11 protein-coding genes are annotated in these 14,003 nt (G+C 40.1%); 2 read left to right on the top strand and 9 right to left on the bottom strand.

From position 1 onward, the window contains the following. Position 1 precedes the first annotated feature (1 nt). Entirely contained in the window at positions 2 to 877 is an 876-nt protein-coding gene (sucD, locus tag ACYVM0_RS15655) for a succinate--CoA ligase subunit alpha (protein WP_460558341.1), read from the bottom strand. Between the two features lie 248 nt (positions 878 to 1,125). Here sucD and ACYVM0_RS15650 point away from each other — a divergent pair, with 248 nt between their 5' ends. Continuing rightward, on the top strand, positions 1,126 to 1,674 hold the full coding sequence (locus ACYVM0_RS15650; RefSeq protein ID WP_460558339.1) for a hypothetical protein: 549 nt from the start codon (positions 1,126 to 1,128) through the stop codon (positions 1,672 to 1,674). Positions 1,675 to 1,719: 45 nt separating this feature from the next. On the opposite strand, the gene ACYVM0_RS15645 is transcribed toward ACYVM0_RS15650, so the two are convergent. From ACYVM0_RS15645 to ACYVM0_RS15635, 3 genes are all read right to left on the bottom strand, one after another. Beyond that, a complete protein-coding gene (locus tag ACYVM0_RS15645) occupies positions 1,720 to 2,529 on the bottom strand; it encodes an ABC transporter ATP-binding protein (protein ID WP_460558338.1) in 810 nt (269 codons plus the stop codon). Between the two features lie 218 nt (positions 2,530 to 2,747). Continuing rightward, positions 2,748 to 3,485 (bottom strand): MlaE family ABC transporter permease, encoded by a 738-nt coding sequence (locus ACYVM0_RS15640; protein ID WP_460558336.1) that lies wholly within the window; start codon positions 3,483 to 3,485, stop codon positions 2,748 to 2,750. Positions 3,486 to 3,574: 89 nt separating this feature from the next. Then, positions 3,575 to 5,920 (bottom strand): NADP-dependent malic enzyme, encoded by a 2,346-nt coding sequence (locus ACYVM0_RS15635; RefSeq protein ID WP_460558335.1) that lies wholly within the window; start codon positions 5,918 to 5,920, stop codon positions 3,575 to 3,577. A 303-nt stretch (positions 5,921 to 6,223) separates the two neighbouring features. Between ACYVM0_RS15635 and ACYVM0_RS15630 the strand changes: the two genes are divergently transcribed. Next, the gene (locus tag ACYVM0_RS15630; RefSeq protein ID WP_460558333.1) at positions 6,224 to 9,496 is read left to right on the top strand and encodes a S41 family peptidase; all 3,273 of its coding nucleotides are present in this window, start codon (positions 6,224 to 6,226) and stop codon (positions 9,494 to 9,496) included. A 107-nt stretch (positions 9,497 to 9,603) separates the two neighbouring features. Here ACYVM0_RS15630 and ACYVM0_RS15625 read toward each other — a convergent pair whose 3' ends face one another. The 5 genes from ACYVM0_RS15625 to ACYVM0_RS15605 form a co-directional block, all read right to left on the bottom strand. Next, positions 9,604 to 10,095, bottom strand: coding sequence for a PaaI family thioesterase (locus tag ACYVM0_RS15625; RefSeq protein ID WP_460558331.1), 492 nt, complete (start codon positions 10,093 to 10,095; stop codon positions 9,604 to 9,606). A gap of 27 nt (positions 10,096 to 10,122) precedes the next feature. Further along, positions 10,123 to 10,617: a hypothetical protein gene (locus ACYVM0_RS15620; RefSeq protein ID WP_460558330.1), complete on the bottom strand. Its 495-nt coding sequence runs from the start codon at positions 10,615 to 10,617 to the stop codon at positions 10,123 to 10,125. Positions 10,618 to 10,700: 83 nt separating this feature from the next. Beyond that, positions 10,701 to 11,189, bottom strand: coding sequence for a thioredoxin family protein (locus ACYVM0_RS15615; protein ID WP_460558328.1), 489 nt, complete (start codon positions 11,187 to 11,189; stop codon positions 10,701 to 10,703). A gap of 13 nt (positions 11,190 to 11,202) precedes the next feature. Further along, the gene (locus tag ACYVM0_RS15610; RefSeq protein ID WP_460558327.1) at positions 11,203 to 12,291 is read right to left on the bottom strand and encodes a PDDEXK nuclease domain-containing protein; all 1,089 of its coding nucleotides are present in this window, start codon (positions 12,289 to 12,291) and stop codon (positions 11,203 to 11,205) included. Positions 12,292 to 12,325: 34 nt separating this feature from the next. Beyond that, positions 12,326 to 13,912: a C1 family peptidase gene (locus ACYVM0_RS15605; protein ID WP_460558325.1), complete on the bottom strand. Its 1,587-nt coding sequence runs from the start codon at positions 13,910 to 13,912 to the stop codon at positions 12,326 to 12,328. Positions 13,913 to 14,003: the final 91 nt, after the last annotated feature.

Raw genomic sequence — 14,003 nt, 5'->3', positions numbered from 1 at the left:
ATTATTTTTTTAAAGCTTCAGCCATTGTTTTACCAATATCTGCAGGGCTTGCAGCCACATGAATGCCACATGCAGCCATAATTTTCATTTTAGCAGCAGCAGTATCATCAGCTCCACCAACAATAGCACCTGCATGGCCCATACGGCGGCCTGCCGGGGCAGTCTGGCCTGCGATGAAACCAACTACAGGTTTTTTATTACCGGTACTTTTAATGTACTCAGCTGCTTCAGCTTCCATACCACCACCAATTTCACCGATCATTACAATTGCATCGGTTTCAGGGTCATTCATAAACAATTCCACTGCTTCTTTGGTAGTAGTACCAATAATGGGATCGCCGCCAATACCAATAGCTGTAGAAATGCCCAAACCTGCTTTGGCCACCTGGTCGGCCGCTTCGTAAGTTAAAGTACCCGATTTTGACACAATACCGATCCTTCCTTTTTTAAAGATAAAGCCCGGCATAATACCCACTTTACATTCTTCGGCAGTGATCACCCCCGGGCAGTTTGGCCCTATTAAACGGGTGGTTTTACCCAATAAATAATTCTTCACTTTTACCATATCCTGTACCGGGATACCTTCTGTAATACACACTACCAGTGCAATTCCGGCGTCAGCAGCTTCCATAATAGCATCGGCAGCAAAAGCCGGTGGTACAAAAATGATGCTTACATCAGCGCCGGTGGTTTTTACCGCATCCGCTACTGTATTAAAAACAGGCTTATCAAGATGAGTGGTGCCGCCTTTACCGGGTGTAACGCCACCCACTAAATCGGTGCCGTATTCAATCATTTGTGTGGCATGAAATGTACCTTCTGTACCGGTAAAACCCTGTACAATTATTTTGGAACTTTTGTTAACGAGAACTGACATGGTTCGATGAAGAATTTTATGTTAATAATTTAAAAACCTGCCTGCCGGCAGGCAGGTGCGGCGCAAAGATAGGACAGATGGGTTATTATAGAAAGGGATATTTTGGAGACGGGTAATTAAACGCTGATGGGGCTGTATTGGCCACGAAAGCTTTTGGCTCCGGTTGAAAGGTATATCCCTGATTCGGCTTTTATTGAAACAGAAATATGGAGTAGAACTTATGTATATTTAATCGCTCAATTGTACACATGAAAATTTTTATCCGCATACTTCTTTTACTGCTGATCATATGTTTTGGTGTTATGGGTATTATATCAGAGTTTGGGGGCAACGAGATCGGGTTTATGTCTTTTTTAAAGTATTTGAGTACACTTTGTTTGCTTAGTACAGGTATTATTACATTTTTTACAGAATGGAATAATTACAGAAAGCATAAAAAACTGTTGGAGTTTTCTGTTACCTGTATTGCTTTGTTATTTTGTGCGGTTATTTTTTATGCGGTTGCTAAAAGAGCATTTATAGAAAATACAACCACTTTGATAAAAGTTTCCAACCTACCCGGTGCAAGTAACAGGATGACTTTTGAATTCAGGGCGTACCATAATTTAAAATTGATCGAATATGGCGGGTCAATAATGACAGTGTATTACGGCAAGTACAATAGAAAAGGGGATACAATGACAATAAAAGAATCTAATTATAGTGGCTATGCAAAAAAACTTCCGGAATTTGGCGTGATAAGAAATGATACGATGTTCTGGAATACATTTGATACGATGCTGGTGAATAAGCCATAAATTATTGAAGTTAGAAAAATAAGCCCACAGCAGCAGTATGAAAAATTACTTCAACAGGTCATCCATATTCCTGTTGTTATCAATCTTTCCTTTAGCTTCCAGCATACGCATATCTTTTGCATCCTGTAAAAATTCGGATGCAAAAATGAAACTGTTAAGGCGTTCGCTTTTAGAAAAAATAATTTCCTTGTTATTGCCACTCCATTCTTTTTGGCCCTGGTACATGTATAAAATATTTTCACCAATTTCCATTACACTGTTCATATCATGGGTATTGATAACGGTGGTCATGTTAAACTCCTTGGTGATCTCGTAGATCAGTTTATCAATCACCATACTGGTTTGAGGATCGAGGCCGGAGTTAGGCTCATCGCAGAATAAATATTTTGGATTGAGCACAATAGCCCGTGCAATGCCCACACGTTTTTTCATGCCACCACTGATCTCTGCTGGGTATTTTTTATTGGCATCTATCAGGTTTACCTTGGCTAAAACCTCGTCTACTCTTTTTTGTTTATCGTGGTGGCCCAGGTTAGAAAACATATCCAGCGGAAACATCACGTTCTGCTCAACGGTCATACTGTCAAACAAAGCACTGCCCTGGAAAAGCATGCCTATCTGCTGGCGCAATTCTTTGCGGTTCTCTTCCGTCATATCAGTGAAACTTACGCCATCATAAATAATTTCACCTTCATCGGGGTCAAATAAACCTACCAGGCATTTTTGTAAAACTGTTTTCCCGCTACCACTGGTGCCAATAATAAGGTTGCACATGCCCGTTTGCATTACATGACTCACATCATCAAGTACTACTTTATCACCAAAAGATTTTTTTATGTTTTTAAATTCAATCATAAGAGGCTTCAAGGGGAGTAGCTTCAAGGGCGAAGCCTGGTTATTGTACTCCGTTTAATTTAAAAAGCTAAGATAAGGGAAAAAGCTGCAAGGGAAGAAGGAGTAAAGGTAAAAGCTTCAAGGGGAATTGCTTCAAGGGAGTAGCAAAAGATTTTATAAGCGTTAAAAAAAACAGAAGAGCTTAAGTGCACGGACCTTGAAGCTTTTCTTTAAGGGTGCTACAGGAAAATCGCTGCCAAAATATAATCGGCAAATAAGATCATAATACAACTCACTACCACACTCTTTGTACTGCTTCTTCCAATTTCCAAAGCGCCACCTTTTACATAGTAGCCATAATATGCAGGAATGCTGCTGATGATAAACGCAAACGTAACGGCTTTGTACATGGCAAAACGAACGTTAAAAGGCATAAAATTTTCAATCAGTCCCCTGTCGTAGGTATCAGTAGATAAAATACCAGATGCTGTGCCTGCTAATCTTCCGCCCCAGATACCTAAGGCCATGGCCAGGATTACCAATAAAGGAATAGTGATTAAAGCGGCCACAATTTTTGGCATGATCAGGTAAGCCCTTGTATTGATACCCATTATTTCTAATGCATCAATTTGTTCACTCACCCTCATATTGCCCAGTTCGCTGGCAATCTTGCTGCCTATTACACCTGCCAGTACAATACATACCAGTGTAGGAGCAAATTCTAAAATCACCGTATCCCTTACAATTTGTGCAATAGTTGATTTGGGAATGATGGGACTCACCAATTGGTAGGCAGTTTGTACCGCACTTACCGCACCCATAAACACAGAGATGATCACCACAATGCCTAAAGCGCCAATGCCTATTTCAACGCATTGGTGCATAAATTCTTTCCAGTACATCTTCATGTTCTCGGGCTTGCTGAACATGCCCTTTAACATTAACAGGTAACGGCCGAAGTGGGTGAAAAAAGTCATTTAGTTTTATTGGCAATTGGGGATTTTAGATTTTGACCCGACTGCAGCTATTGCAGGCAAATCTAAAATCTAAAATCCGAAATCCGAAATTATAAATCGTGGCTGGTTTTACGGAACTTTTTCCACCATTTACTTTTTTTAACTTCTTCCCGGGTATTGGTCTTGCATTTCAGCTGTGCATCTACCACGGCAATTAATACCATATTGAATATAGAACGGATAGAACTCCCTAATTGCAATACATGCACCGGTTTATTTAAACCTAATAAAACAGGTCCTATTGAATCAGCACCGCCAACTTCCTGCAATAAATTATAGGCAATATTGCCTGCCGCAAGATTAGGGAAGATGAGCGTATTGGTTTCTCCGTTTACTAATTCACTGAAGGGATAATTCTCTTTTAAAATTTCTTTATTAAAAGCCATGATGCCCTGTACTTCACCATCGCATACCAGCTCCGGATCTTTTTGTTTTACAATTTCTCTTGCCCTGCGAACCAGTTTAGCTTCCTCGCCTTCGCTGCTGCCAAAGTTAGAGTAGGAGAGCATGGCAATACGTGGTTTAATATTGAATTGTTTTACTTCCTTAGCTACTAACAAGGTGATCTCTGCCAGTTCTTCGGCAGTAGGATTAAAATTGATAGTGGTATCCGCTAAAAACAAAGGCCCACGCTTGGTGAACATGATGTACATGCCTGCGATCTTTTTCACGCCTTCTTCGGTACCAATTACCTGCAATGCCGGTTTAATGGTATCAGGATAATTTCTGCTTAAGCCACTGATCATACAATCTGCTTCACCGGTTTCTACCAGCATGCAACCAAAATAATTGCGGTCCTTCATTGCTTTATAAGCCTCATACCTATTTACACCACGGCGCTGGCGTTTGGCAAAAAACTGGTCACCCATTTTTTTACGTAACTCTTCCTGGTCATCGGCTTTAGGATTGATGATGGGCATGCCTTCCAGGTCAATACCATTATCTTCTGCCAGTTTTAAAATGCGTTGCTCATCGCCCAATAAAATAGGGTAGGCCACACCTTCTTCCTGTGCCAGCTGTGCTACTTTTAATATCTTTAAGTTTTCTGCATCTGCAAACACCACTCTCTTCGGATCTTTTCTTGCTTTATTGCCAATAACACGGCTCAGCTGATTATCTAATCCCAATCTTTGATTGAGTTGTAATTCATAAGCATCCCAATCGGTAATAGGGTTTTTTGCCACGCCACTCTCCATTGCGGCTTTAGCCACAGCCGGTGCAACGGTGGCTAATAATCTTGGGTCCACCGGTTTTGGAATAATATAGTCAGGGCCAAAGGTGATTGTCTTTTCGTTGTAAGCCATGTTTACAATATCGGGTACCGGTGTTTTGGCCAGTTCTGCCAAAGCTTTTACTGCAGCCAGTTTCATGGCTTCATTAATGGTAGTGGCCCTTACGTCCAAAGCCCCTCTGAAAATATAAGGGAAACCTAATACATTGTTGACCTGGTTAGGATAATCACTTCTTCCTGTAGCCATGATCACATCCTTACGGGCATCAGTAGCCGCTTCGTAAGTAATTTCCGGATCGGGATTGGCCATGGCAAAAATGATCGGGTTTTTGGCCATCGATTTCACCATTTCTGCGGTAACCACATTGCCTTTACTTAAGCCAATAAATACATCTGCATCTCTCATGCCTTCTTCCAGCATATAAGCTTTGGATGCAGAGATGAATTCTTTTTTAATGTCATCAAGATCGTTGCGCCCCGCATGTATCAATCCTTTACTGTCGTAAACACTTATATTTTCCCTGCTGGCACCCAGGCTGATATACAACTTCATACAGGATATAGCAGCGGCTCCGGCACCATTCACTACGATCTTTACTTTACTGAGCTTCTTTTTTTGTAACTCCACGGCATTCAATAATGCAGCCGCAGATATGATGGCCGTACCATGCTGGTCATCATGCATGATCGGTATCTTACAACGTTTTTTCAACTCCTGTTCAATATAAAAACACTCAGGAGCTTTAATATCTTCCAGGTTAATACCACCAAAAGTGGGTTCCAGTGCCTGAACGATCTGTACAAATTTTTCCGGGTCCGTTTCATTGATCTCGATATCAAAAACATCAATGTCGGCAAATATTTTAAAGAGTACACCCTTCCCTTCCATTACGGGTTTACCGGCTTCGGGGCCAATATTACCTAATCCTAAAACCGCAGTACCGTTACTGATAACACCTACTAAATTTCCTTTAGCGGTGTATTTATACACATCTTCAGGATTGGCGAATATTTCCATGCAAGGTGCTGCAACGCCGGGAGAGTAGGCTAAGGAAAGATCTCTTTGTGTTTTGGCTTCTTTGGTAGGTATTACTTCTATTTTACCGGGCCTGCCTTTGGCATGATATTCTAAGGCCTGTTGCTTACGTAGTTCTTCTTTTTGCATAAAAAGTGGTTAATGGTTCATAGTACACCGGAATTTTATTCCGGTACTTGTGTTTTTAACTGCCACCATTTTGTTTTATTACTACAACGATGGGGCTATTGAACTTTGAGGGTGCAATTTAGGTAAATATAGGGAGAGAAGCAGCTATTCTGATAGCGGAAGCTTTTGTTAAATATTACACCGGGTAAAGTAACACATTGCTGCACCAGTCAAATAACCTGTGTACGCTAAATCAAATTTTGGATTCTCATTTTTTGTCTCTAATATTATAATCCTGATTTTCCTCACACTTAACCAAAAACTATGCAACGCTGTAAACAATTCTATTGCTTTATGCTGTTCTGTATTTCGGGTTTTATCACACCGGTTTTTGCAATTGATAACACCGATACCAGGATGCTTTCTCAACCTGCTGCAAGCGCAAATAATATTGCCTTTATTTATGCAGAAGATCTATGGGTAGCCAGGGCCGACGGATCGCAACCCAGGAGGTTAACAATCGACCGGGGTGTTGAATCGAGCCCCGTATTTTCTCCCGATGGAAAAGCAATTGCGTTTAGCGCACAGTACGATGGCAATACAGATGTATTTATAATACCGGTAGAAGGCGGTGTGCCTAAACGCCTTACCTGGCATCCTTCACCGGATATTGTAAGAGGGTTTACACCTGATGGAAAAGCTGTACTCTTTGCGTCGCAAAGAAATGTATTTACCGGCCGCTATGCTCAATTATTTACAGTTGCCGTTACGGGTGGCATGGCTACACAGTTAGAAATACCCAACGCATACTGGGCAACCTATTCGCCCGATGGAAAACAAATGGCCTATACACCTTTAAGCGATGCATTCAGGCAATGGAAACATTACAGGGGCGGTACAATATCGGTTATACATATTTTTTCTTTTGCTGATAAAAGTGTTGTAAAAATTCCGCAACCCGCCGAAGGATGCAATGATGTAAGCCCGATGTGGGTTGGTAATACCGTATATTTCAGAAGCGACCGAAATGGAGAATTTAATTTATTTGCCTACAATACGGCTACAAAAAAAATTGACCAGTTGACCAGGTATAAAGATTTTCCGGTGCTGAATGCCAGCGCCGCAAATGGTAATATTGTTTTTGAGCAGGCCGGCTATTTAAATACCTATACAATAAACGGGGCTACTGCAACAAAATTAAAAATTGGTATTGCAGCAGATTTACTGGAACTGAGAGGCCGCTTTGTAAAAGGTGGCGATTATATCCGTGGCGGAGATATTTCTCCCACAGGTGCAAGAGTAGTTTTTGATAGTCGTGGTGAAATTATTACTGCGCCTGCAGAAAAAGGAGATTACAGGAATATTACACAAACCCCCGGGGCGCATGAAAAATATCCTTCATGGTCGCCTGATGGAAAAACGATCGCCTACTTTTCTGATGCAGGCGGCGAATACCAGTTGTATTTAAAACCACAGGATGGAAAAGGCGAAGCAAAAGTTTTTAAGCTTACCGGTACAGGATTTTATGCCTATCCCGAATGGGCTCCCGACAGTAAAAAAATAAATTTTACCGATAATGGCAGAAATTTTTATGTGTTGGATATAGCATCAGCAACCATAATAAAAATAGATGCCGATGAATTATATACACCCGGCCCGTTCCGTTACATGAATGGCAGCTGGTCATCCGATTCTAAATGGATCGCCTACACTAAAATAACCGAAACGCAATTCAAACGGGTGTACCTTTACTCCATAGAACAGAAAAAATCATTTGCGCTAACAGATGGCTTAAGTGATGCATCAGACCCTAAGTTTGATAAAAGCGGCAAGTACCTTTACTTTTTTGCATCCACTGATGCAGGGCCGGTTATCAATTGGTTCGATCAGTCGAATGCTGATATGCGCTCTACCAATTCCATTTACCTGGTTACCCTGCAAAAAGAAACCATTTCTCCTTTTGCAAAAGAAAATGACGAAGAAACTGTAAAACCCGATACTGCAGCGGCGGTAAAACCAGCGGATAAAAAAACAGCAGCAACTGATAAAAAAGATGACCAGCTGCGTATTGACTGGGATGGTATTGAAAACAGGATCGTTGATCTGCCCATTGCCGCTGATAATTACGGGCAATTGGGTGCAGGAAAGGAAGGCGAATTATATTATGTTGTATATCCTGCCGGAGGCCAGGGTAGTGGCATGTTACATAAATACGATTTAAAAGCACGGAAGGATGCCGAGATTACTGCAATGGATGGATATATACTTTCTGCAGACGGTAAAAGAATGTTGTATAGCATTGGTAACAGTTGGGTGGTAACAGATGCAGGCAGTAAACCGGCACCTGGCAAAGGCAATATTAATACAGGTGCTATCCTGATTAAAATTGACCCTGCAACTGAATGGAAAAATATTTTTGAAGAAGCATGGCGTGTAAACAGGGATTATTTTTACGACCCCGGCATGCATGGAGCTAACTGGGCCGCAGTTAAAAAGAAGTATGAAGTTTTTTTACCCGACCTGACATGCAGGAGCGATCTCAATCTTTTGATACAATGGATGTGCAGCGAGCTGGGGGTTGGTCACCACCGTATTTCAAACCCGGGAGACCAGATGTACACACCACAAAGAGTGAGCGGCGGTTTACTGGGTGCAGATTATACTGTAAACAATAACCGTTATCAAATCAAAAAAATATATGGCGGATTAAACTGGAACCCCAATTTAAAATCGCCTTTAACCGAACCTGGTGTAAATGTAAAAGCAGGCGATTACATCATAGCTGTAAATGGTAACGATATTACTGCTTCTGAAGACCTCTATCGTTATTTTGAAAATACCGCGGGCAAAATAACAGAGCTTACAATCAGCAGCAATGCCGATGGCGCTGCATCCAGAACGGTAAAAGTAGTTCCGGTGGAAAGTGAATCGGCTCTGCGTAACCGTGACTGGGTAGAGGGTAATTTGAAAAAAGTAACTGAAGCCACCAACGGGCAGGTAGCGTATGTGTATGTACCCAATACTGCCGAACTGGGGCATGATTATTTTAAAAGATATTTTTATCCGCAGGCTAACAGAAAAGCCATCATTGTAGACGAAAGGTTTAATGGGGGCGGCAGCCTTGCAGACTATTACATCAATTTATTATTAAATCCGCAACAGGCTTACTGGAATATGCGGTATGGTAAAGACCTTAAAACACCAAGTGCATCTATACAGGGGCCTAAAGTAATGTTGATTGATGAAACTGCAGGTTCAGGGGGTGATATGTTGCCCTGGATGTTCAGGAAGTTTAAAGTAGGTACTTTAGTGGGTAAACGCACATGGGGTGGCCTTGTAGGTATTTTAGGATTTCCTGAATTTATTGATGGCGGTTCGGTAACAGCACCTAATGTGGCCATCTGGACAAAAGATGGTTTTATTGTAGAGAATGTTGGTGTGGCTCCGGATGTTGAAGTGGAGCAAACTCCTTCTGAAGTAATAAAAGGTAATGACCCGCAATTACAAAAAGCAATTGAAGTGGCCTTAAAAGAACTGGAAAAAAATCCGCAGGTTACACCTGCCAGGCCACCATACCCGGTAAGAGGCAATAACTAAAGCCGGGCATATTATTTTTATAAGAGGTTCGTTTTAACGAACCTCTTATTGTTTAAAACAAGTCGGTGTTCGAACTGTGCCCCTAACGGCTTTAATTTTGCACACTGCTATTTCAGGTGCTTCGCTTTAAAACTCCAGGTAATTAAAAATTCAGCTACCACCTCTCCATCGGCATTGGTGCCGGTACTTTTTGCGGTTACAGTTTTACCTTGCCCGCCTGTAATAGCATCTTCAATGGTTTGTTTTATTAAAAGGCCATCGGTACAGGTAAAAGTAGTTTTGCCTGTTGCTTTTTTAAAAAAACTGCCGCTGATATTTACCACTAACATGCTTACTGCAGGATGGCGTTTATAAATATGTGCCAGGCCCAAAACACCGGTGGTCATTTCTGCGGCCATGCTCAGGCAGGCAAAATAAGTACTCTTAAAAGGGTTTTGGCTCAGCCATTTAAATGGAACTGTGGCAACACATTTATTTTCGTCGGCATATTGTACCCGTACACCGCAAAAAAATGCGCTGGGTAATTTTGATAATAAAAACAGGTTGAACTTAAACCGGTTATTGATCAGTTGAAAAAAAATGCTGTTATTATCACCCATAATTTTAAGTGTAAACTTTATAAATGATCAATCAAAAAGTTCATCAGTGATCTCAAGTAAATTGTTATTCCTGAAATCACTCAAAGTGCCTTTTTTACTTTTATTATTACCAGCAATATTGGTTGTTTTATTTGTTTTTAGATCAATTATTTTGATACCTGTTTTAAAACTGTTGCCTCTTGCAAAATAAGTATTGTACACAACATAACGGAAGTTGTTATTATCGAAATATAGATAATCGAGATCCATTGCTTCGTTTGCTAAACCTCCGCCTCTCAAATAGTAGGAGTATTTAAAATTTTTCCAGCTTGTTTTACTATTGTATGGGAATTCAAATTCTATTTTAGCAGCAGAACCATACCTGTATACAAGGTAAGCATTAGCAGTATCTTTAGCAATTACTACCTGTTTGCCTGTTTTTGTTTTAAATGAAAATACATTGACTTCATTAGCAAGTAAAAAATTCTGCGCCCTTATAGAAGTGGAACAAAAAAAGGAAGCTAAAAAAAATAGGACTCTCAAAATGCTGTTGTTTATTTTAATTGCAGATTTCAGATTGCCTTTAGTGGCCAGAGAATTGATAAACCTAAAATCCGAAATCGGTTTTAGTCGCCATACATCTTCGGATTCACCGCATTCGGGCTCCACATTTCTAAAAAAGCCTGCACTTTATTTTTGTCGTAACTTTTTTTGCCATCTTCCAAATACTCACTGTTTTGTGTGTGAATACGTTTGCCCTCACCATCTAAAATAATGAATACCGGAAAGCCGAAACGTTGAGGGTATCCATATTTAGCAAACAGTTTTTTGTTTTCATTTTCTTTGCTCCAGTTAAAATGATACCATACATAGGAAGCATTGATAACAGAATCAATTTTTTGATCGGCTTTACAAAACCTGGCAAACTCAATACACCAGCTGCACCAGTTGCCACCGCCCTGCAATAAAACATATTTATTTTCGGCTTTGGCTTTTTTAATGGCCGCAGCAATATCTTTTTCTGCGTCGGCAGCAGGGTTGTAGAGTTTGGTTTCCTGTGCTTTTGTTTGTATCACCATTGCAATACAAAAAAGAAGATTGAATAGTAATTTCATAATTGGAGAAGATTTATAATAATTCCTTTAATTTTTTTTGTAACATTTTTTTCTCTGGCAAATACAATTGGTATTTTGATACAAAAATTTTATTACTGATACCTCTTAAAGCATATTCAACGGTAATATCATCTTTTTGTTTTGTGAGAATGATTCCTATCGGGGGATTGTCTCCTTCAACATTTTGTTCTGTTTCAAAATAATTTAAATAAAGATTCATTTGCCCCACATCCTGATGCTTAAGATCTTTTACTTTTAAATCAATGAGTACAAAACATTTTAATATACGGTGATAAAATACCAGGTCAATATAGTAGTGTTTATTGTTTAGCGTAACACGATATTGTCTGCCAATAAAAGCAAACCCTTTGCCTAATTCTAAAATAAAATGCTGCAGGTTATCAATTATTTTTTGTTCCAGGAAGCGTTCGCTTACCTTATAGTTCTCCGGTATGTTTAAAAACTCAAGTATGTACGGGCTCTTAATTAAGTCGGTATTCTGCTTAATAGCTTTGCCATTTTTTGCAAGATGTAAAACTTCTTTTGCGTTTTTGCTTAATGCTATTCTTTCAAATAATGCAGTATCTATCTGCCTTCGTAATTCCCTTACAGACCAGTTTTCTTTTATAGCTGTTTGTTGATAAAAACTGATTTCCAATTCGGTACCGCATTTTAACAATTCGTAATAATGCGACCAGCTAAGCAAAGGTGATACCTTAAGGCTCATTTTTTTGCTTCGTCCAGACACTGTCAGGACAGCTTTTTTTGAGGCAGAAATTTTCTGTCCTGACACTGTCAGGACATTCTTAAATGCTTTGCTATCTAAAGCAAAGTGTAAGTAAAAACTCCGCATTGCAAACAGGTTAGAACGTGAAAATCCTTTGCCTAATTCAATGCTTAAATGCTTTGACATTTCTAAAATAAACGGACTTAACGAGGCTTCATTCATTTTGTCACTGCGCTCTCTACGCACTAGTAAATTTCCAATTTGCCAATAAGTATATAATAACTGCGTATTAATATTGGTGGCAACAAAATTCCGGGCTTCTGTTACCAAAGCTTTTATCTCAGTAATTAATTGATCAGGTTTTCTCTTCTGCATTTAAAAATAATCTTGCTGATAATACACCATAGCTTTACTGTTTATCAATTTCCACCACACATCCCACTACATTCTTTTGTTCCGATGCATCAGCTTTAAAATAAATATTGCCCGTACTGCTGTTACTGAATTTTACATTACTGATAGCCATGCCGCTGATGGCTTCATTTAATTTACCGGCATAAGTAGACTGCGTGCTTTTGTTGATGGCGGCATTTAATGCAGCATAATCCAAAGGTTGTTTACTTACCACAATCGCCATAAAATCTTTATTGCCGATACTATCCGCCATTAATGCTTCTTTACGGGGAAATAAACGATAACCCGTTACACCAAAATAAGGTGAGTGAATCGGTTTATATGGAAACAAAACATAACTGCTGTTATCAGTTTCCATACCAAAAATATAAGCGTAACATTCTAAAGCATTCTTAAGCTCTATCCTGAATTTAGTGCCTTTTTTTATTGGAGTTGTAGTGGTAAAAACATTACCTGAACCTGCCCGTAAAGCAATGTATTGTTTTGTAGCTCCATTTACCAAACCAATATTACATTCAAAATCTACTTTTAATGCAGCGCCGGTTTTTGGTAAGGGATCAATACCATAAGCTTCCCTTACAAATTTTCTGAAATCGCCATAACGTATATAGCCAATTCCTTTTTCGCCCCATTCAGGCCCCCAGCTATTCATGATCTGGAAAGCACCATCTTCAATGCGGTCATCATAGCCAATCACACACATCGCATGGCCGCCAAATCCCTGCATGGTATAATCGTCCTGTGTTGGGTGCCATACTTTCTGGCCCATCATATCCTGCATAAAACTTCCGCCTACCATCATACCAATTACCACCGGTGCATCTTTTGCCAAATGTTCTTTAATAGCACGGAAATTTAAAACACTTACACCGTCATCATCTGTTAAGCGGTTAAAACCATGGATTTTATTATTGGCGGCCACACCTAGTAACGAATGGCCCTGGTCGCTGCAACTCTGGTCGGTATAAGGAAATTGCTGTAATGGTACCGCACCTTTCTGCTGCATAAATTCCATGGCTTTAATAATGTAAGAACCCTCACATCCGTCAAGCCCGATATTATTATATAAAAAAGAAGGGCTGTAGGCAATTTGATTGGCATCTTCATGGGTACTGGTAGCCTGCAGAATGGTACGTGCTGCATAAGCGCTGCTCCAGGCAACACAACTACCCTGGTGCCCCTGGTTTAAACGATCGGGCGCATAGCGTGCTAATGAAACAGCTTCTGGTAAAGGGTTCTTTCCGTTATCATCTGTAAGGCCTTCATACACACTGGCTTTCTTAAATTCATTGGGGTCTAATTTACCACCTGTGGCAAATTGAGCAACAGCATTACTTACCAGGCCGGAGCAGGATTGATTGCGCATTAAAAAAAAAGCAGCTGCGGCAATCACCAAAAGAAAAATTATTTTTTTACCACCCCCTCCGCCGCCTCTGAACAGGCCGAGTATCAGGGGTAAAAAATTAAGGAGTCCGCCACCGCCTCCGCCGGTATTAAATCCTCCGCGGCCACCACCGGAATTGTCATTTTGTTCATTATAGTTATCCTGGTTTTCCTGGTCATCAACCATTCTTATTGGCATAGTAGTAAAATTTAAGTCATTAAAAATAAGCAGAATTTTTATAAACTGCTTTGTGTTTATCAGTTTGTACCAATAGATAGCTGCAGGAGTA

The sequence above is a fragment of the Ferruginibacter profundus genome (assembly GCF_054783275.1).
The sequence above is the reverse complement of the archived record's forward strand: the minus strand, read 5'-3'. Positions and strand labels throughout refer to the sequence as shown.

What these genes read in the sequence shown, in the direction of transcription:
- sucD (WP_460558341.1), bottom strand. Translation starts at nt 877, where the DNA reads ATGTCAGTTCTCGTTAACAAAAGTTCCAAAATAATTGTACAGGGTTTT.
- ACYVM0_RS15650 (WP_460558339.1), top strand. Translation starts at nt 1,126, where the DNA reads ATGAAAATTTTTATCCGCATACTTCTTTTACTGCTGATCATATGTTTT.
- ACYVM0_RS15645 (WP_460558338.1), bottom strand. Translation starts at nt 2,529, where the DNA reads ATGATTGAATTTAAAAACATAAAAAAATCTTTTGGTGATAAAGTAGTA.
- ACYVM0_RS15640 (WP_460558336.1), bottom strand. Translation starts at nt 3,485, where the DNA reads ATGACTTTTTTCACCCACTTCGGCCGTTACCTGTTAATGTTAAAGGGC.
- ACYVM0_RS15635 (WP_460558335.1), bottom strand. Translation starts at nt 5,920, where the DNA reads ATGCAAAAAGAAGAACTACGTAAGCAACAGGCCTTAGAATATCATGCC.
- ACYVM0_RS15630 (WP_460558333.1), top strand. Translation starts at nt 6,224, where the DNA reads ATGCAACGCTGTAAACAATTCTATTGCTTTATGCTGTTCTGTATTTCG.
- ACYVM0_RS15625 (WP_460558331.1), bottom strand. Translation starts at nt 10,095, where the DNA reads ATGGGTGATAATAACAGCATTTTTTTTCAACTGATCAATAACCGGTTT.
- ACYVM0_RS15615 (WP_460558328.1), bottom strand. Translation starts at nt 11,189, where the DNA reads ATGAAATTACTATTCAATCTTCTTTTTTGTATTGCAATGGTGATACAA.
- ACYVM0_RS15610 (WP_460558327.1), bottom strand. Translation starts at nt 12,291, where the DNA reads ATGCAGAAGAGAAAACCTGATCAATTAATTACTGAGATAAAAGCTTTG.
- ACYVM0_RS15605 (WP_460558325.1), bottom strand. Translation starts at nt 13,912, where the DNA reads ATGCCAATAAGAATGGTTGATGACCAGGAAAACCAGGATAACTATAAT.